Origin of the sequence: Brevibacterium epidermidis NBRC 14811 (assembly GCF_001570805.1) — a bacterium.
In the GTDB taxonomy this organism is placed as follows: domain Bacteria; phylum Actinomycetota; class Actinomycetes; order Actinomycetales; family Brevibacteriaceae; genus Brevibacterium; species Brevibacterium epidermidis.
Genome location: NZ_BCSJ01000004.1, coordinates 25,828 through 44,482, shown reverse-complemented (window position 1 = coordinate 44,482; position 18,655 = coordinate 25,828). Strand labels below are relative to the sequence as shown.

At 66.5% G+C, this 18,655-nt stretch carries 13 protein-coding genes and 1 riboswitch; of the genes, 4 read left to right on the top strand and 9 right to left on the bottom strand.

Annotated features, from left to right (window positions below; genetic code table 11):
* Positions 1 to 54: 54 nt before the first annotated feature.
* Positions 55 to 579: a MarR family winged helix-turn-helix transcriptional regulator gene (locus BEP01S_RS04555; RefSeq protein ID WP_083532531.1), complete on the bottom strand. Its 525-nt coding sequence runs from the start codon at positions 577 to 579 to the stop codon at positions 55 to 57.
* Between the two features lie 179 nt (positions 580 to 758).
* Positions 759 to 887, top strand: a riboswitch (FMN riboswitch).
* A gap of 114 nt (positions 888 to 1,001) precedes the next feature.
* Here BEP01S_RS04555 and ribD point away from each other — a divergent pair.
* From ribD to ribH, 4 genes are all read left to right on the top strand, one after another.
* The gene (gene ribD / locus BEP01S_RS04550; protein ID WP_241897552.1) at positions 1,002 to 2,096 is read left to right on the top strand and encodes a bifunctional diaminohydroxyphosphoribosylaminopyrimidine deaminase/5-amino-6-(5-phosphoribosylamino)uracil reductase RibD; all 1,095 of its coding nucleotides are present in this window, start codon (positions 1,002 to 1,004) and stop codon (positions 2,094 to 2,096) included.
* 75 nt (positions 2,097 to 2,171) lie between these two features.
* Positions 2,172 to 2,897, top strand: a complete 726-nt coding sequence (locus BEP01S_RS04545) for a riboflavin synthase (RefSeq protein ID WP_083532530.1) — start codon at positions 2,172 to 2,174, stop codon at positions 2,895 to 2,897.
* Positions 2,890 to 4,299 carry a bifunctional 3,4-dihydroxy-2-butanone-4-phosphate synthase/GTP cyclohydrolase II gene (locus BEP01S_RS04540; RefSeq protein WP_062240985.1) on the top strand — a complete coding sequence of 470 codons (1,410 nt, stop codon included), beginning with the start codon at positions 2,890 to 2,892 and terminating at the stop codon, positions 4,297 to 4,299. The genes BEP01S_RS04545 and BEP01S_RS04540 overlap by 8 nt, the downstream gene beginning before the upstream one ends.
* 139 nt (positions 4,300 to 4,438) lie before the next feature.
* Complete coding sequence (ribH, locus tag BEP01S_RS04535; protein WP_062240983.1) at positions 4,439 to 4,909, top strand: 6,7-dimethyl-8-ribityllumazine synthase; 471 nt, start codon at positions 4,439 to 4,441, stop codon at positions 4,907 to 4,909.
* Between the two features lie 98 nt (positions 4,910 to 5,007).
* On the opposite strand, the gene poxB is transcribed toward ribH, so the two are convergent.
* From poxB to BEP01S_RS04495, 8 genes are all read right to left on the bottom strand, one after another.
* Positions 5,008 to 6,723, bottom strand: coding sequence for a ubiquinone-dependent pyruvate dehydrogenase (poxB, locus tag BEP01S_RS04530; RefSeq protein ID WP_062240981.1), 1,716 nt, complete (start codon positions 6,721 to 6,723; stop codon positions 5,008 to 5,010).
* Between the two features lie 231 nt (positions 6,724 to 6,954).
* Positions 6,955 to 8,121 carry an MFS transporter gene (locus BEP01S_RS04525; RefSeq protein WP_062240979.1) on the bottom strand — a complete coding sequence of 389 codons (1,167 nt, stop codon included), beginning with the start codon at positions 8,119 to 8,121 and terminating at the stop codon, positions 6,955 to 6,957.
* Positions 8,108 to 9,469 carry a Wadjet anti-phage system protein JetD domain-containing protein gene (locus BEP01S_RS04520; protein ID WP_062240977.1) on the bottom strand — a complete coding sequence of 454 codons (1,362 nt, stop codon included), beginning with the start codon at positions 9,467 to 9,469 and terminating at the stop codon, positions 8,108 to 8,110. The genes BEP01S_RS04525 and BEP01S_RS04520 overlap by 14 nt, the downstream gene beginning before the upstream one ends.
* Complete coding sequence (locus BEP01S_RS04515; RefSeq protein WP_062240975.1) at positions 9,466 to 12,891, bottom strand: ATP-binding protein; 3,426 nt, start codon at positions 12,889 to 12,891, stop codon at positions 9,466 to 9,468. Before BEP01S_RS04515 ends, BEP01S_RS04520 begins: the two co-directional genes overlap by 4 nt.
* Entirely contained in the window at positions 12,888 to 13,658 is a 771-nt protein-coding gene (locus BEP01S_RS04510) for a DUF4194 domain-containing protein (protein ID WP_083532529.1), read from the bottom strand. Before BEP01S_RS04510 ends, BEP01S_RS04515 begins: the two co-directional genes overlap by 4 nt.
* Positions 13,655 to 15,118 (bottom strand): DUF3375 domain-containing protein, encoded by a 1,464-nt coding sequence (locus BEP01S_RS04505; RefSeq protein ID WP_062240973.1) that lies wholly within the window; start codon positions 15,116 to 15,118, stop codon positions 13,655 to 13,657. The genes BEP01S_RS04510 and BEP01S_RS04505 overlap by 4 nt, the downstream gene beginning before the upstream one ends.
* Before the next feature lie 103 nt (positions 15,119 to 15,221).
* Complete coding sequence (locus BEP01S_RS04500; RefSeq protein ID WP_062240971.1) at positions 15,222 to 18,173, bottom strand: DEAD/DEAH box helicase family protein; 2,952 nt, start codon at positions 18,171 to 18,173, stop codon at positions 15,222 to 15,224.
* 45 nt (positions 18,174 to 18,218) lie between these two features.
* A complete protein-coding gene (locus tag BEP01S_RS04495) occupies positions 18,219 to 18,653 on the bottom strand; it encodes an MmcQ/YjbR family DNA-binding protein (protein ID WP_062240969.1) in 435 nt (144 codons plus the stop codon).
* Positions 18,654 to 18,655: the final 2 nt, after the last annotated feature.

Sequence of the window (18,655 nt, the reverse complement as noted above, 5' to 3'; positions counted from 1 at the left end):
CCGCTTCCGAAATCTGCTCCCGAAGCGGATTGAAAACTGAGATGTGCTCGGCGGCTAGTCCGCAGCCGACCCTGGACCCGAATCCGAGTCCAAGCCCGAATCCGATTCCGGGCCCGAATCGCCGGTCTGCTCGTCGGCGCTGTCGACCGGGTGGCGGTCCTTGAGGAAGTCCGATACCAGTCCGAGCGCGCGATCGACGCTCTGCCTCTCCTCGACGCTCAGCGACTCGAAGTACGGCTGCATCTGCTCGATCATGATCGCGCGATTCTCCGCCAGCCTGGCCCGACCGGCATCGGTGAGCGAGAACTGCGAAGCGCGGCCGTCCGTCGGGCTGGGCTCCCGCACGACGAGACCGGCCTCCTCGAGCTTGGCGAGCAGCTTCGTCGCCGCAGGCTGGGAGCTGAGATATCCTTGCGCGAAATGACCGACACGGACAGGTTGATACTGCTCGACCACGGCGAGCGCACGCAGCGCCGCCAATGAGTTCTCATTGCCGATCACTCGCCGAAACGCCCTGGTCAGGCGTGACGAGACGACAACGAGCCGCGAAACGAGTTCAGCCGAATCCACATCATCCATAACTTATTTATATACCCAGGTTATGCATTTCGACAAGTCGCCGTCGCCCCGAACACCACCCCGCCGTGCATGTGGCAACGCAGCCGAACCCCGCACGCAACGACTCCTCCACTACACGCAGATGTCGCCATGTGCCGAACCTCACTGCCACCTCGGTGATGGTCGTGCTAATCTGACCTCACATGTTCCGGGGACGGTGAAATTCCGTACCGGCGGTCAAAGTCCGCGAGCCGCTCGCATTCGTGCAGGCGGCTGATTCGGTGAAATTCCGAAACCGACAGTCAGAGTCTGGATGGGAGGAGCATGGTGGCCTCGGCCGCTGTGTCAGGTGCGTTCGACCGCACCGTCGCATGCGTCTGAGACGCTCTGATGGTTGCACCCGCAATATCCTCCCTCCCGGCTAAGGCTCGGGAGGTTTTTTCATGGGCGTGCAACTTGGCGACGCAGCGGAGTTCACCGAACTCGAATCCGCGGCGATGGCCGCCGCCCTGGGCGCTGCCCGCGAAGGTTCTCGCGGAGCGAACCCGCTGGTAGGAGCGGCAGTCCTGACCGCGGATGGGCAGATCGTCACCGGTCACCACGGAGGAGCGGGAACACCCCACGCCGAGGTGGACGCGATCACCACCGCCCACGACCTCGGCATCGACCTGACCACGTCGACGCTGTTCGTCACGCTCGAGCCCTGCAGCCATCACGGCCGGACCGGGCCCTGCACCGAGGCGATCATCGCCGCCGGAATCCCCTCCGTCGTCTTCGCGTCCCCCGACCCGAATCCCCTGGCCGCCGGCGGTGGGAACACCCTCGCCGAGGCGGGGCTGACGGTTCGTTCGGGACTGCGCGAAGAGGACTCCCGCACCCTCAACGACCGTTGGGTGCGCGCCATGGCCGAGGCCCGCCCGTTCGTCACGGCGAAGATCGCACAGAGCCTCGACGGTTCCGTCGCCGCCGCGGACGGCACCAGTCAGTGGATCACCTCGGCAGAGTCTCGCGCACACGCTCACGAAGTCCGGTCCCGGGTCGACGCCATCCTCGTCGGCACCGGCACCGCCCTGGCAGACGACCCGCGCCTCAATGCTCGCAACCATGACGGTATCTCACTCGACGATCAGCCGCGCCCCGTCGTGCTCGGCACCTCCGATCTGCCGGTCACCTCATTTCTCGCTCTCAACCCGAACACTCTGCACCTGCGCACCCATGATGTCCGAGAAGCCTTGGACCAGATGTACGCCGCAGGAGTGCGCCACCTTCTCGTCGAGGGCGGACCGACGGTGCTCGGCGCATTCTTCGCCCCCGGAGTCGTCGACGAAGTCTTCTGCTACCAGGCTCCGCTGCTCATCGGCCCCGGCCGTCGGAGCGTCGAAGGCCTAGACATCGGCACACTGACCGAGGCGCTGCGACTGGTTCCCGATGACACGGAGACGCCGGCGGTCTCGCAGCTCGGTCCCGACTTCCTGTTGCACTTCGCGGCTGCGGGTCTAGCCCCAGCCGCATCCGGATCCTCCGGGTCAGGCACGTAGCCGCCGCGCTCCCCCAGCCGCCACAGACCATCACTTGAGAACGCCACAGACCAACGCTTAAGAATCTGGAGTCACATGTTCACCGGAATCATCGAAGGACTCGGCACCGTCGAGTCCATCGAGTACACGAACGATTCGGCCACGATCACCATCGACGCGGGCTCCCTCGTCGCCGACCTCGAGCTCGGCGGATCGCTGGCCGTCAATGGAGTCTGCCTGTCCTCGACGCGGCGGCCCACCGAGCAGCGTCCCGGCCTCTTCACCGCCGAGGTCATGGGCGAGACCCTGCGCCTGACCGGACTCGGCACCTTGGCCACGGGTCACCAGGTCAACCTGGAACGCTGCACTCCCGCCTCGGGGCGCTTCGACGGCCACGTCGTCCAGGGCCACGTCGACGGTCGGGGTGAACTCCTCGACCGCACCGACCGTCCCGACTGGTCGACCCTGCGCATCGGAATCCCGAGCGAACTCGCCCCACTGACCGCGATCAAAGGCTCGATCGCTCTCAACGGGGTGTCCCTGACCCTGACGGCCGTGTCCGAACCGAGCGCATCGTCGGCGTGGGTCGAAGTCGGACTCATTCCGGCCACCCTGGCCCACACGACCTTCGGGCAGATGCCTGTGGGCGCAGCCGTGAACATCGAGGTCGACGTGCTTGCGAAGTACACCGCGCGTCTCCTGTCCTTCCGCACCGCTGCCGGCGACGGCACCGCCAACGGCGCGGTTCCCTCCGACTCGAGCCCCGCCTCGGTGGGCTCGCCACTGCCGAACAGCACCCAGCAAGGAGTCGATCATGACTGATCCCATCGCTCACGCCAGCCGCCTCGATCCCATCGATGCGGCCATCGCAGCCATCGCGGCCGGTCGGCCTGTCCTCGTCGTCGACGATGAGGACCGGGAGAACGAAGGCGACCTCATCATGGCCGCCGAGTTCGCCGACGCCACGACGATGGGCTTCTTCGTCCGGCACACCTCGGGCGTCATCTGTGCGCCGATGACCGCCGACAGGGCCGACGCCCTGCGCCTGCCGCCGATGGTCAGCGACAACGAGGACCCGAAGGGCACGGCCTACACGGTCAGCTGCGATGCGGTGGGGGTGACCACGGGAATCAGCGCCGCCGAACGCGCCGAGACCGGTCGGGTCCTCGCCGCCGCCCACCCTGATCCGGCGGCGATCTCGCGGCCCGGCCATGTCTTCCCGCTCATCGCGAAGGACGGCGGTGTCCGGGAGCGCCCCGGCCACACCGAGGCCGGGGTCGAGTTCGCGCGTTTGGCCGGCGCGCAGCCGGTGGCGATGATCGGCGAAGTGGTTCACGACGACGGGTCGATGATGCGCTTCGACGCGGTGCGTGACTTCGCCGATGCCAATGACCTCGTCATGGTCTCGATCGAACAGCTCATCGCCTTCCTTGACGAACGGGATGGGAATGCCTCGAGCGGCTCCGCTGCCGCCGTCTCATCGTCCGACGCTTCGGCCGCGTCGTCGACTGCGGATGATTCCCGCGCCGAGGCGGCCGCCTCGGTGACGGCGGCCGGTGCACCCGCTGAGGACGAATCGTTCGAGGCGACGGCGGAGGTCGCGCTGCCATCGGAACACGGCAGCCTGCGGGCCCGCGCATTCACAATCGACGGGCATGACCACCTCGGCGTATTCGCGGGATCCCCGGATTCCGGTGCCGACGGACCGGCACCTCTCGTGCGCCTGCATTCGGAGTGCCTGACCGGGGATGTCTTCGGTTCGCACCGGTGCGATTGCGGTGAGCAGCTCGATCTGGCGCTCGACCTCATCGCCGAACAGGGCGGGGCGGTGCTCTACCTGACCGGTCACGAGGGTCGCGGAATCGGGCTGAGCAACAAGCTGCGCGCCTACGCCCTGCAGGATCAGGGGCGGGACACCGTCGATGCGAACCGGGATCTCGGGTTCACCGACGACGCCCGCGACTACCGCGCCGCGGCAGCGATCCTGCGCTCCCTCGGGCTGACTCGCATCCGCCTGCTCACGAACAATCCGGCGAAGACCTCGGCCCTCGAGGAACTCGGTATCACGGTCGAGGCGGTGGTTCCGCTCGAGGTCGCGGCGCGGCCGGAGAACACCCGCTACCTGTCCACCAAGCGCGAACGCATGCACCATGTGCTCTCACTGCCGGAGGTCACGGGCACGTCCGGCACAGGCGCAAGCACCACCGGAGCCGTCGCCAGCTGAAACTCGGGCGCCCCGGCGAGGCTGGGACCGAACGAACCCGCGGGTGCGGCAGCCGCTTCGGCGAGGGTGCTGCATCACCGGCGAAATCACACCAGACACAAACCAGGCTCTGCGGAGCCTTCGAACAAAGGACATATTCATGGCTCATTCCGGAGCACCTGAACTCACCGTCGACGCCGCCGAACTGCGCGTGGCGATTGTCGCCGCCTCGTGGCACACCCAGATCATGGACGGCCTCGTCGACGGGGCCCAACGCGCCGCATCCGAGGCCGGTGCCGCGGCCACGCTCATCCGCGTACCCGGCAGCTTCGAACTGCCCGTGGCCGCAGCCCGACTGGCACCGCATTTCGATGCGATCGTCGCGCTCGGCGTCGTCATCCGCGGCGGCACACCGCACTTCGACTATGTCTGCCAGGCCGCCACCGACGGCCTGAACCGCGTGGCCATCGACTCCGGCAAGCCTGTGGGCTTCGGCGTGCTCACCTGCGACTCCGAACAGCAGGGACTCGATCGCGCCGGCCTCGAAGGCTCTGTCGAGGACAAGGGGCATGAGGCGATGACCGCCGCCCTCGTCACTGCCCAGGCCCTGGCACCGTACTCGCTGGGCTGAAGAAATGCCCTGGTTTCATCGAGAAACGGGTTGAGCGTCGAGACTCGGGTGCGTACACCCGTGTTTCGACGCTCAACCCGTTTCTCAGCGCGTACTCGTCAGAACAGCTGGCGGAGGTTCGTTCGCGCCAGGTCGATGAGTTCGTCGCCCTTGCCCGAGAGCACCGTGCGGATAGCGTAGAGCGCGAAGCCCTTCGCCTGCTCGACGGTGATCGACGGCGGCATCGACAGCTCCTGGCGTTCGGTGACGACGTCGAGGACCGCGGGCCCGTCGTAGGCCAGGAACTCCTTGACGACCTTCGGCAGGTCCTTGGACTTCTCGACGCGGAAGCCCTTGATTCCGACCGCCTCGGCGATGGTGGAGAAGTTCGGATTCTCGAGCTCCGTGCCGAAGGTGACGAAGCCGGCGGCCTTCATCTCGAGCTCGACGAAGTTGAGCGAGGAGTTGTTGTACACGACCGTCTTCACCGGCAGCTTGTTCTGGGTGAGCGTGATGAGCTCGCCCAGCAGCATGGTCAGTCCGCCGTCGCCGGCGAGCGCGATGGTCTGCCGGTCCTCGTACGCCGCTTGCACGCCGACGCTCTGGGACAGGGCATTGGCCATGGACCCGTGGCTGAAGGAGCCGATGAGACGGCGCTTGCCGTTCATCGTCAGGTAGCGGGCTGCCCACACCACCGGTGAGCCGACGTCCGGGATGAACACCGCATCGTCATCGGCCATCTCGTCGATGAGCCGGGTGAGGTACTGCGGATGGATCGTCCGCTTCGACGGTGTGGCCAGCTCGTCGAGATCCTTGCGGGTCTTCTGATAGTGCTTGGTCAGCGCCTTGAGATGCGTGCTGCTGCGGTTGGGTTTGATGTGCGGCAGCAGCGCTTCGATGGTGTCGGCGACCGTTCCGACCAGCGGAATGTCGACCTTCGTGCGCCGCCCGATCTGGGAGCCGCGCACATCGACCTGGATGACAGTCGCGTCCTCTGGGTAGAACTGCTGGTAGGGCAGGTCGGTGCCGAGCATGAGCAGGGAATCGCAGTCCTTGAGCGCGGCGTAGCCGGAGGAGAACCCGAGCAGACCGGTCATGCCCACGTCATAGGGGTTGTCGTATTCGACGAACTCCTTGCCGCGCAGCGAATGGACGATCGGAGCCTGGAGCTTCTCGGCGATGGCGAGCAGCTCATCGTGGGCACCCTCGGTGCCGGCACCGGCGAGGATCGTCGTCTTCTTGCCCTTGTTGAGGGCCTTGGCCGCGGCTTCGATCTGGGACGCAGCGGGGACCACGTGCGACGGGTAGGACCTGACCTCCTCGGCGGCGGCATCGATGTCGGCCAGGCCGACGTCGCCGGGAATGACGAGGACGGCCACGCCGCGCTTCTCGATGGCTTCGCGCATGGCGATGCGCAGCAGGCGGGGCATCTGTTCGGCCGAGGAGACGTTCTCAACGTAGACGCTGCAGTCGCGGAACAGCTCGGTCGGATGGGTCTCCTGGAAGTAGTTCGAGCCGATCTCGTCGCTGGGGATCTGTGCGGCGATGGCCAGCACGGGGACCCGCGAGCGCTGGGCGTCGAAGAGCCCGTTGATGAGGTGGAGGTTGCCGGGTCCGCAGCTGCCCGCGCAGACCGCGAGTTCACCGGTCAGGGCGGCCTCGCCGCTGGCGGCGAAGGAGGCGGCTTCCTCGTGGCGGACGTGAACCCATTCGAGTTGCGGGTTGACGCGCAGCGCATCGGTGAATCCGTTGAGCGAGTCACCCGGGATTCCGTAGACGCGCTTGACTCCGCTGGCGACAAGGGTATCGACGATGTTTCTGGCGACGGTGGGCATTGACTTCCTTCCGTTGGACCATGGCACCGGGGTGCATGCACAGCCCCGGCAGGGTGGCGGCCCCACGCTCGGGGCCTTGACCGCGCTTTCAGTCTATCCCCGAAGTCCATCAGGACGGCTGTCCGATTCCTCACCCTCGATTGCGGGAATATCCCCGCCGAGACGGTGAGGGAACATCTCCGCCGAGGCGGTCCCGCGGAAAGTCGAGGACGTCCATCGCCGAGGCGACCCTCACGTCCGCGCGGACAGCAGGGTCGCCAGCGTGAGCAGTCCGGCCATGGCCACTGCCATCATCGGGTACCCGCCGAGCACCCCGGCCAACGCGGGGCCAGCAACAGGTGCGAGCGCGGTGCCCGCGGTGATCGGGGCGACGAAGACACCGTTGATGGCCCCGAAGTTCTTCGTCCCCCACCTGTCGGAGACCGCCGTGGCCTGCAGCAATGTCATGCACCCTCGCACTCCGCCGGTGAGCATGGCAATGCCGATGAGCAGCCAGATCGGACCAGATACGAAGGCGAGCAGCCACAGCCCAACAGCGCCCGAGGCGAAGAGGATGACCGTCCGCGCCCGCGTCGACGTGTGCCGTTCCAGGCTCGGGTAGCCGAATCGTCCGGCCACCTGGCCGAAGCCGACGAGCCCGAGAGCGATGGCCGCCAGACTGTATGCGGCGCCGCGCTCGATGATGAGCGGGATGATGTTGATCGTCACCGCGAAGAGGGTGAACGTGGCGATCGCGACGGCGATCTGCAGAGTGATGAAGCGCGGGTCTCGCGTGACCTGGCGCAGTTCGGCTCGGCTCGGCTTCACCGCGGATGCGGACGCCTCGTCGGTCCAGGTGCGGTTGAGGAAGAACAGGTGCATCGGCAGGGCCAGGACTGCGAGCAGTCCGGCGAGAACTCCGTAGGTTCCGCGCCAGCCGAGTCCGTCGATGAGCCAGGCGATGATCGGGGCGAAGACCGTCGAGGCGAGCCCGCCGACCAGCGTGATCGTCGTCAGCGGCTTCGTCCGCTCCGCCCCATACCAGCGGGTGATGACGGCGAAGGCCGGCGGGTAGAGCGTCGCTGCTTGGGCGAATCCGGCGAGGATCCAGGCGGCGAAGAACACGAAGAGGTTCGGCGCGATCGCGACGAGCCCGAGCGCGAGGACCCCGATGACAGTGCCCGCGCCCATGATCAGCTGCGGGCCGTGCCGGTCGAGCATCCGCCCGACCGTGGGTCCCATGAGTGCTGAGACAATGAGCCCGACGGTCAGCGCCGCCGTCACCGTCGTGTGGCTCCAGCCCATGTCCGCCGAGATCGGAGTGACCGCCACCGGCAGGGAATAGTAGAGCAGCCCCCAGCACACCAGCTCGGCGACGCAGAGAGCGGCCAGTCCCCCGCGCGGCTTATCGGTCGTCATCGAGGCCCTCGCCGAAGCGGTGCTCCGTTCCCACGCCACGTCCCGTTCCTTCGCCGAGGTGGCCCGAGGTCTCCACCTCGGCCGCGGTCCGCAGCCGGTTCAGAGCCGTATCCCACGGGATGCGTTCCTGTTCGAGCCGGACGCCTCCTTCAACATGTAGTCGTTCGAGGGCACGTGCCTCGGTGCCGGTGAGATGCGCGAAAGTGCCGGTGCTCGGCTTCGGTTCCGGTACCCAGAGATCCTGGTGCGCGAGCAGTGTTGCTTCGTCCATGAGCACGGATTCGACCTCCGGCAGATGGCTGCGCAGGCGGTTGAGGACCGCGAAACCATGGGAGTCGAGGTCGCCCCAATAGATCACACGCGCACCGTCGATCCAGTCCAATCGAGCGACCCCGTCGACGGCATAGCCAGAGCCGTGTACGGCCACGGCACCCGGCCAATCCGGCATGGCGAGCACTGATTCGAGGTTCTCGAAGACGAAGACCAGCCTCGGCGATACGGGCAGTCGACCGAGTTGGGAGATCGGAGCGGTCACATCGTCGAGGGACGCGGCGGCTGCTCTGACCGAAGTGCGATCGACGGTGACCTCATGATCCACGGCGCCGATCAGGGTCCCGTCGAGGATACGCAGCCGCAGTCGCGGTTCGGCGTCGAGGACGGTCACCGCATCGGCGTGGCCGATCCCTCCGAGCAGGGCGGTGACGAGGCTGCGGTGGGTCTCGAACCACTTCGAGTCCACCCCGCGGATGGGCAGCTGTCTGGGTCGCAGCGATCCGAGCGGATGGGTGCACAGCCAGTCGACGACGTCGATGACAGTAACGAATGCGGCGTCGGACAAGGAGAGGATCCGTTTCGACTGGGAACGTATCGCCGCGGCAAGGGAGTCCCCGTCCCCAATGGGCTCCGCATCTCCGTCGCCGATCGCTTCAGCTTCGTTCACTTCTGCTCCGGTCGCTTCTGACCCGAACTGTTCCCGGATCAGCTGGGCCCGATCACGCAGCTTCCGCCAATCGCGGGCGGCCTCACCGCCGACGAAACCGGCGACTGCGTTTGGCGTGTTCAGGCGCAGTCGCCTGGGAACCCGTTGGCGGCCGACTCGGGCCCAGGTGCGGTCCTCCCAATCGACCTCGAGTCCCGAAGTTTCTCTTGTCTTACCCTCAACCGCTCGCCAGCTGCCCGCCCAGTCGGCCGCGGCAGTCTGATCAGCGAGCACCTGCTTCTCCGTCGGCGGGCGGAGCGCGATCTCCACTCGCACTTGCTCGACCTGCTCCGCCGCCCAGACGGCCATAGCCGAGGTCAGGCGCTTGCGCGCCTTGCCCCGGGCCTCGGCGACGGAGAGCATGGTCATTGCGCGTCCGACTCTTCGAACTCGAGAGCGGCGGAAGACTCGGCCTCGCCGGCTTCTTCCCGCTCCGATTCGTCCCACACCATCGTCGAGGTCAGGGTCTTCTGCCGGCTCGGATTCTCGATCGAGGTCGCCGCACCCACATAGGGTTCGATCGTCTGCAGCAGCTTCTGCGGAGTCGCCAGCACCATGTGGAACCCGAATTCGATGAAGATGTCCAAGGCCATCCGCGTATACCGCGTATCGGCCTTGTCGAAGGCTTCGTCGAGGATGATCGTGCCGTACTTCGAGATCGCCTCATCCGGGTCGGCGAGCTGATACCGCAGCGCTGCCGCCAGGCAGAAGATCACGAGCTTCTGCTGCTGACCGCCGGACATCGCGGCACCCGAATCGTAGGTGGCATGCGCGCGCCCGTGGTCGTCGATCTCCTCGGCGAGGAAGCTCACGTGCAGACGTGTGTCCAGGCATTGGTTCTTCCAGACCTTGTCGATATGTTCGCTGGAGTCGAATCGGCGCATCACTTCGGCCAAAGTGTCGTACTTCTTCTCCGCGGTCTCCATATCGTCCTCGCCCCAGCTGCCGCTCGCGACGAGTCGAAGATCGGCGATGAAGGCGTTGACGGTCTCGGACCGGCGGGTCTTGACCTTCAGCCGCAGGTACCGGTCCTCGTCGAACTGCGAGCGCAGCAGTGACGAATTGATCGGCGCGACCCGATCCTCGATCTCGCGCGGAGCGGCGTGGATCTCGTTGAGGAGTTCGCCGATGAGGTCCCGGGACCGCTGCTGCAGCAGATCCCGGAAACGGTTCTCATGATCGGGCAATCCGTGCGCGAGGATCTCATCGAGCATCGACAGGTAGGCCCGACGATCATCGACTTCCGCGGTGAGCTGGGACGATACCGACGGCCATGCGGCTTTGAACTCGGCAGCCAGCCGAGTCACGGACTGCCCCGACCGACTTGCATCGGCCTGTGCCCGGTCCTTCTCCTCCTGCAGCACCTGCGAGACCTGCTGGCCCACCTCGGCGAGGTTCTCTCGCTTGATGCTGCGTTGGACCTTCCGGAACCGTTCGTCCAATTGTTCGCCGAGGTGGCCCTCGACTTCCGCCACCCGACCGGAGTTGACGTCGTCTTCGATCCGGGTCATGTTCGAGCGCAGACCCGTCGATTCCTCGTTCGCTCGGCGCAGGGCATAGTCAGCGTCGTTCTTCGCCTTCTCGGCTTCGTCCTTGACCGTCTTGGCTTCGCGTTCGGCGCCGATCGCCTGCTGCAGGTCGCCGTCGGCGTCTTCGAGTTCGGCCAGCTGCCGTTCGAGAGTCGCGACCTTCTCGGCCGCTCCGTCTCGGTCGACGTCGCGCCACGACTGTTCGCGAATGCCGGCGAGAATGCCGCGGCGACGGTGAGCCTGTGCGGTCTCGGCATCGGCCGCCGCAACGACCTGTTCGGCGGCGGCCAGTTCCGACTGAGCCTCTTTGAGGGATTCGACGAGGGCTTCGAGTTTCGCTTCGCGGTCGCCGAGGACCCATTGGCTGCGATCGTCGATGGCCCGCCGGTCGTCCTTCTCGTAACGGGTGCGAGAGGTCTTGATCTGACCTTTGACGGTGACGGCGCGGGGGTGGTCGTCAAGTTCCTCGGGACGGTCGACGCAGGCGAAGTCGAAACGTTCGGACAGAGTGGTCCGGACCCAGTCGCCGAAGCCGGTGTCGGACACATGCACCTTGTTGACCAGCGACTTCTCACTGCCCACTGGGCGGGGGCTCGACACCGAGTGCGGGATCTCCTCGAAGACGAGTCGTCCGCGGATGCGGTGGGCATCCACCCATGTGCGCACGGCCGAGAGGTTCTCAGAACGGACGAGGACGGTCAGTGCCATGGGCCGCAGCACCCTCTCGATGGCGCCGGTCCACCGGGCCTCGTCGGGGTCGACTTCGATGAGTTCGGCCGCGAACGGCAGCGCCTTTTCGCTCAGGCCGGTGCCGGCGGCGAGCTCGGAGCGGATCGTCATGAGGTTGTTCGGCACGGTCGATCCGGACCGGCGCAGCGATTCGATCTCGCCTTCGAGTTCGCGCACCTTGGTCCGCGCCTGGGAGAACCTGTCGTGATCGGCATGGCTGGGTCCGGCGACCTGTGTGTCGTCGTCGAGGCTGGAGGCGATCTGAGCCTGCAGTTCGGCGAACTCGGCGGCCGTGGTCGGGGCATGCTCGATTCCGGCCTGCTCGAGCTGTCGAGCCAGCCCCGACCAGCGTTCGGCGATGGCGCGGCGTTCGGTCTCGGCGGTATCGATGCGCTGCTGAAGGTGTTCGGCTTCGGAACCTCCGAGTTCCAAAGTGGCTCGCCTGGCCAGGTCGTATTCGTCGACGGCTGCGTCGAAGTCACGCCCCACACGGTCGGCGGTGACTTCGAGTTCGACGATCTGCCGCGTCAGCGCCGAGAGGTCGGCGCGGAGGATATCGAGCTCGCGGCGCTTCTGGTACGGCAGCAGAGCTTCGCTGAGCGCGATCGACTTCGCTGCGATGTCGTTGGCGGTCTCGAAGCGGGAGGCGGCTTCGCGCAGCTGAAGCAGATGATCGCGCTGTTTGCGCAGTTCGACGACATGGTCATGAGCGTCTTTGAGGTCACCGAACTGGGCGACGGCGGTCTCGGCAAGTTCGAAGGTCACCGGCGTTTCAAGCATATGGTCACGGAAGAGCCGATCGAGGCTGTCCAAGCTCTTCGCCGACTGTGTTTTGTGCAGCAGCTGGAGTGCGGACTCGTCGGCCATACCGAAGGTCTTGCGCATCCGCGCATAGAACTTACCGTGGTGGCCGTTCGAGGTGACGACAGCATCGGGATGGTCGGCCTTGAGCTTGCGGGTCTCGAGTCCGGACCGGGCGTAGTGCTGCAGGTCGGACAGATCGAGGTCCGCGCGCTCGAGGACGCAGGCGTCGGAGAGGTCGGTCGCCTTCGTGCCCGATCCTTTGATGAAGAAGAGTCGGGCCAACGACAGAGGCTTATCGCTTCCATTGTCGTAGCGGAGGATGATTCCGCTCCAGGTGGCGCGTGGACGCAGGTACTTGCTGACGACCCGGTCTTCTTCCGTGTCGGCGGTTCGGGTCCAGGCTCCGCGGACGTAGCTGACGAGGCTGCGCTGGTCGAGACGAGCACCTGCGGTCTGAGCGGCGACGTTGAAGCGCAGCCACTTGTCCGGGGTGAGCACGGCAGCGATTCCGTCGAGGAGGGACGACTTGCCCGACCCCGAGGGGCCGGTGATGAGGTGGCCCTTGTGGGAGACGGGGATGCGGTGGATGTCCGCGTCGAACGTGCCCCAGTTCGCGATCTGGATCTCGCTCAGCCGCCACTGGCTGCCGACGTCGGGACGGTTCGCCCCGCGCGCACGCGCCTGGTCGGCGACGAAGGCGGCATCGAGCGGGAAGAGTGCTTCGGTCACGCGTCGTCCTCCTCGGTGACGGTGTTGTCATCGACCGCCTCGGCGATGGAGTCCCCACCGTCATCAGACTTGCCGTCATAGATTTCACCAGCATCGGTCTCACCTGCGGCGATGCGTTCGTAGACGTCGATGAGTTCGCGCACGCGGTCCTCGTCGATGAGGAACTTCACCATCGGCGAGATCTCGAAGCGGTCTTCACCGGCCTTGTGGAGCACGCGCAGGCGGTTGCTCATCCGCGACCACGCGCCGTTGAGGTTGCGCTGGAACGTCGATTCGTCGCCAGTGCGGTAGATCGCGAGGCGTTCATAGACCTCTTCACGGTCGACGATGACGCGCTTCTCCCCCGGCGCGGCCAGGAGCAGCTGGCGGAGGACGAGAAGCATGGCCGTGTCGAGGAACGTCAGCCGTTCGCTGCGCACCGCGGCTGGGGCGTCGATCTCGTCGGTGACGATCTTGCGGGTGAACGCGAATTCGTCGACCCGGTCGATGACGAGGTCGAGGAACAGGTCGTGCAGGCGCGAGCGGACAAGGCCTTCGTCGGCGACGAGAGCGGCCCATAGCTGCGGGGCCTGCGTCCCGGACACATACGGCCCTTTGAGCAGTTCGAGCAGCACTCGGCGGGTGCGCTCTCCCAGCGTTCCGGTGTCCCCGGACCACAGACCGCTGGGGTTGCGGCTGAGGTCGTCCGCGGAATCGGTGGATTCCATCGCCGAGGCGGCCCCCACCTCGGCGGGGGCTGTGTCGTTGTCGTGGTGGGTGGGGCTCATAGGGTGATGCCTTCGGTGAAGTAGTGGCGGCGGATCGCGGCGGTGCGGACGATGCCGTCGACGCCGGCCCAGGTGAGGATTTCGCGGTTGCCGACATCGACGTGGCCATAGGTGCTGGCCAGGGACAACAGGCCGACGACGCTGGCGAGGCCCTGTGTGGCGGGGTAGGTGTCGAGCACCTCCGCGACGGAGGCCTCGTGGGCGGAGGTGACGACGGAGTTGATGTTCTCGGTGAGTTCGGCGAAGTCGATTTCGGATTCTCGGGCGACAGCGATGAGCTCGGCGAAGTCGATCTCGGAGTCAGCGGCCTCGCCGAGTTCTGCTCCCGCGTTGAACTCCTCAGGGTCGTGGAGGATGACCTCGCCGACGCTGCCCAACGACACGCTTGAGAGTTCGAGGTCGATGCCGATCTCATCGTAGGGCCTGAGTTCCTGAGACACAGGGGCGGCCGCGGCGAGGCCCTCCTGGAGGAGAGTGCGCATAACGCGGTCGCGTTGGAATTCATGGGAGTGGACGTAGCGGCGCAGGCCTCGGGCGAACTCGGTGAGGATGTCCGAGACCTCGTGGGAGCCGTCTTTCATCTGGCGCATCAAGGTGCGCAGGGAACGGCGGGTGGCCAGGGACAGGGCGGCGGAGAAGTCCCGGTCGAGGATGGCGGCGATGTCGTCGTCGAAGGCCGCCGACTGCTCGGGGTCGCGGACGAGGGCGGAGAACGCCGAGAACGTGCGGCCTTCGTCGGAGGATTCGATGAGGTCGACGCCGCGGAATACCTCGTCGAGGACTTGGGACTGGGAATCCTCGGCGGCGAGGATCGAGATCCGCAGCTCCTGGTTGAGTTCTTCGAAGCGGGCGCGCACGCGGGCGAAGTCGGCGGGCAGGCCCTGTGCCTGCTGGAGGATGTCGGAGACGCGTTCGTTCGCTCGTCGCCTGTCGAGGACGACCGAGCGCGGATCGCCGCGGCGCACGCGGGCGATCTCGGCATCGATGCGGTCGCGTTCGGCGTGCAGGGAGGCGAGCCGGCGAGAGCTGTCAGGATCGGTGTCGATGGCCAGCTGACGCACGGATTGGGCGAGGCTGACCAGGCGCGATTCGGTGGCGGTCTGCGGTGGGGTGCGCAGCTGTTCGAGCATGCGGATGGCGTCGAAGCCGGCGGCGGAGAGTTCGTAGGTTTCGCCTCTCGCGGCGGTGGCGGGCCGACGGACGAGGATCTCGGCGCGACGCCAGTCATCGCAATAGGCCTTCGCCGTTCGCAGCGAAAGATCGAAGTGGTCGCGAAGCTCCTCGAGGTCGGCGTCGATGCTTTCGTGCAGATCCTCGGTGTTCATCCTGGTGCCGGGCCTGCCGAGGTGAGCGTCGAGGGTTCCGGCCATGACGGCGAGGTTGTCGGCCCGGAGCATGCGCAGGGTGGCATCGGATTCGAGCAGTCGCCGGTAGGCGAGCGCGGATGACAGGGCGGACATAGAAACTATTCTCTGCGCCCGGGCGGGTGCGCGCCAATTCGCGGCCCAGAGCCGGCAACTCTGCGAACGGAAGCCGGTTGGCTTGCGCCGACCAGAGTGTGATCTAGCGCCAGCGCATGCGCAGCACCGAGGTCATTCCCCAGGGGTCGCCTCCGCGCACGGCTGCAAGGATGCCGGCCCCGTCGGGATTGCGGGTGTAGATCGGTTCGCCTCCTCCGATCCAGGTGTCCCAGGCAGCTGCGAAGGCCACCGCACGCTCCTTCTTCGTCCCCAGCGCCGTGGGCACGCCGACCCAGATCGGGTCGGCTGTCTGGGCGGAGCCGGTCCCCCACCGCATCTGCGTCAACCAGCCGCGCACCCCCTGGGCACGACTCGGCAGATGCCAGCACGGCAGCAGATACCGAGGATCGCCGATCGGCGATACCGCTTCGTCGAGGGCGAGCGCGAAGACCTCCGCCGAGGCGGGATCCGCGTCGAGGTGGCACCGCAGGTCTCCGCGTGCGTCGATCGTCATTCGCACCGCGTCGGCACCCGCGCTGCTCAGATCGAGAGTGTGCAGCGCCTCGGCGATGGCACCGGCTATCTGCGCGACGGTCGGGGTGGCCCCGTAGATGCGTTGCCTGCGACGGCCGGCAATGGTGAGGACAACCGGCAGGCTCACCAGCAACGAGGCTGCGAGAAGCCCGAGGATCCACGCCGCGCCTCCATCACTCAGCACCGCAGCCGCAGCCACGAGGAGGAGACCTACCACTGCCCAGACGATGACGGTCGGTGCACGGAGAGGGAAAGGAAGGATCTTACCGGGATCACCCTTGCGGTGCCGCGGCATCGGGATGACGCCCTCGGCGGTGGCCTCGGTCCCGGCACTTCCGGAGGCGGCTTCCGTGCGGCCGCCTACTCCCCGGTCGGACGAGTCGACGACCTCGGGTCGGCCTGAAACGGCCACAGCACCCTCGACGTCGGCGGCGATGATCCGCACCGATCGCAGCTCCTCGTCGCGGTAGTCTGCGCCGACCTGCCAGCGTTCGGCCACCTCGGCGCGGGTTTGGGATCGTCGGGTCATCCGCGCATTGATGGCGTCGATATCGTCCTCGGGCGGGTGGTAGGGCGAGAACGCGGGGTCGATATGGGCGACGCCGTCGACGATCTCGCCGCTTGAGTCGGTGCCGAAGAAACCGTCGTGTTTGCGCACGAGCCGGTTCCAGTCCTGGCCTCCGCGCGGGTGGTCCGGGCTGATGCACACGACGGTCCAGTTCAATGCGACCTTGTCCGCCCACTTCGGGTCTTCGCGCAGCGCTCGACCACGGGTCTGCGTCACGGCAGTCGGGGTGGTCGCGCTGGTGAGGTCGATGAGTCCGGTCACAGCGGGTGCGTCCCACCCTTCGCCGAGGAGCGCCCGGGTGCCGATGAGCACCTGTGCTGCCCCGGTGATGAAGAACGAGGTCACGTACGGCACCCAGTCTCGACTCGTCCAGCGCCCGTCGATGCGGCTGACACCGGTGATGGGATCTGTGATGCTCAGCCGGGCGGCGAGGTACGCATCGTCGTCGGCGATGAAATCGATCAGCTCACGCAGGACGTCCGGTGGCCCGGCGACGGTGCGCCCGGACACGAGCAGCGGGTTCAGTCGTGCCGTCTGGGCATCGGCGGCCAAGGTCTCCAGGGTCAGAAGTGCGGATCCGGACCGTTCGTCGAGGACGTCACGAACGTCAGCGGCCAAGGTCGCGGTGGCGGATACGAAGTCGCAGAGGACAAGCATTCGCAAGTGGTCTCCGAGGGTCGCTGCCTCAGCGGCAACGATATCGACGCAGGCGCGCGGCTTCGCCGCCGAGTGGGAGAGGACCCGATCGGTCGGGGATCGGCCGGCGGCGATTCCGTGACGCGTCCAGCGGTAGCCGATCGCGGGCAGTCTGCGGCGGATCTCCTCGGCGAGGTTCTGATCGGATGCAGCGTCGGAGGCGAGCAGGTGGTGACGCATCCAGTCTTCGATGAGTCGGGCCCAATCGTCCGGATCGGGGTCGCGACGGTGCTGTTCTCCGGGTCGGGCTCCGGGCGGCAGACGCAGCAGTCCGGCGTGGTGGAGGCGCAGTGCCGCATCGCAGAGTTCGGGACGCTGCCGGCTCAGCGTCTGCCAGCTCACAGCTTCGGCACGGTCGCCGAGGAATCGTCGGTCCACCCATTCGAGCAGTCCGATCGTGCCCTGGCCCGGATCGAGGATGCCGGTGATGAACTCGGTGTGGCGTTCGGCCTGTGCCGACAGCCAGTCCTGTTCTTCTCGAGTGGGCTCGGTCACCCAGACGAGATCAGCGAAGGGCACGAGGTCGCCTTCTTTGACGAGCGCGGGGATGGACGCGGAGTAGCGGATGGCGGAGAAGATGCCTGTGACGAGTTCCCGTTGTCGGGTCGACATCGTGGCCGGCGGGGTGGCCGTGAGTCCGAGTACCCACACGTCGGGCAGCAGGTCCAGCAGATCCGACAGCAGGCGTCCCCAGACCTCGAGCAGATGGTGGCATTCGTCGAGGATGAGCAGCATCGGACCGGCTGCGACGAGATTGTCGACGAGGGTCCGGCCGCCGGGTGCCAGGGAGTCAAGCAGGCTGCCGTCTGGTCCTGGTTGACCGTTACCGGTCGCACGGTCGTCGGGTTCTCCACCCCTATCCGTGCTGCGCGCGCTCTCTTCGCGGTCGACGGTGTCCCGGTCCGTGTCGAAGACGGCGAGGGACTGATAGGTCAGTGCAGTGAAGATCTGAGTCAGATCGCGGTTGCTTCCGGCCGGAGAACGACCCCCGCCGAGGCGGTTCCATTCCTTGGCCCATTGACCTTGGATCGCCGTATTCGGGCCGAAGACCACGACGCGTTCGATGAGCTTCCGGTCGAGCAGATGGATCGCATGCTCAACTCCGACGCGTGTCTTCCCGGCCCCTGGCGGCAGGACGACCCACGACCGGCGCTCATCGGCGACTGCCCCCTCGCGCAGGACGGTCAGGGCCTCTGACTGGTGGCGACGCAGGGGAACCCGACCCCCTGCCGCCGCTGTCGTGGGCTCAGTCGTCATGAGTGCCCTCGCCCAAGCCATCGGGTGATCTCGTCGGAACAGTCATCAGTCATCCCCGCGCCCGCCGAAGCTCTCCGGGTCAACTGGTCGAACCTTCTTAGGCATCTTGGCCACGACAAGGCAGTAGGACTCGAGAACGAGATCGTGGAGGAGGTCGGCATCGAGCCGGTCGCCAGCCGCATCCGACCCATGACCGTCTCCACCGACTGCACCACCGTCCCCGGCGACGGTGATCCAGTGCTTCTTGTTCATGTGGTATCCGGGAGAGATCTCCGGATAGGCGTCTCGCAGCACCTCACCATCAAGGGGATCGATCTTGAGATTGAGGCTGGGAGTCCCGCGCAACTCAAAGGCCATCATGAACATCTTCCCGCGCACCTTGTATACGGCGCTGTCCGGCCCGAATGGATAATCGAGTTCGACCGAGGGGTACTGCATGGCCTGCTCGTGAGCCACATTGATCACTGTTTCCCCGTCCATGC

Excerpts from the sequence above, each read along its gene's own strand:
- BEP01S_RS04555 (WP_083532531.1), bottom strand. The coding sequence starts at position 579 with ATGGATGATGTGGATTCGGCTGAACTCGTTTCGCGGCTCGTTGTCGTC.
- ribD (WP_241897552.1), top strand. The coding sequence starts at position 1,002 with ATGGGCGTGCAACTTGGCGACGCAGCGGAGTTCACCGAACTCGAATCC.
- BEP01S_RS04545 (WP_083532530.1), top strand. The coding sequence starts at position 2,172 with ATGTTCACCGGAATCATCGAAGGACTCGGCACCGTCGAGTCCATCGAG.
- BEP01S_RS04540 (WP_062240985.1), top strand. The coding sequence starts at position 2,890 with ATGACTGATCCCATCGCTCACGCCAGCCGCCTCGATCCCATCGATGCG.
- ribH (WP_062240983.1), top strand. The coding sequence starts at position 4,439 with ATGGCTCATTCCGGAGCACCTGAACTCACCGTCGACGCCGCCGAACTG.
- poxB (WP_062240981.1), bottom strand. The coding sequence starts at position 6,723 with ATGCCCACCGTCGCCAGAAACATCGTCGATACCCTTGTCGCCAGCGGA.
- BEP01S_RS04525 (WP_062240979.1), bottom strand. The coding sequence starts at position 8,121 with ATGACGACCGATAAGCCGCGCGGGGGACTGGCCGCTCTCTGCGTCGCC.
- BEP01S_RS04520 (WP_062240977.1), bottom strand. The coding sequence starts at position 9,469 with ATGACCATGCTCTCCGTCGCCGAGGCCCGGGGCAAGGCGCGCAAGCGC.
- BEP01S_RS04510 (WP_083532529.1), bottom strand. The coding sequence starts at position 13,658 with ATGAGCCCCACCCACCACGACAACGACACAGCCCCCGCCGAGGTGGGG.
- BEP01S_RS04505 (WP_062240973.1), bottom strand. The coding sequence starts at position 15,118 with ATGTCCGCCCTGTCATCCGCGCTCGCCTACCGGCGACTGCTCGAATCC.
- BEP01S_RS04500 (WP_062240971.1), bottom strand. The coding sequence starts at position 18,173 with ATGACGACTGAGCCCACGACAGCGGCGGCAGGGGGTCGGGTTCCCCTG.
- BEP01S_RS04495 (WP_062240969.1), bottom strand. The coding sequence starts at position 18,653 with ATGGACGGGGAAACAGTGATCAATGTGGCTCACGAGCAGGCCATGCAG.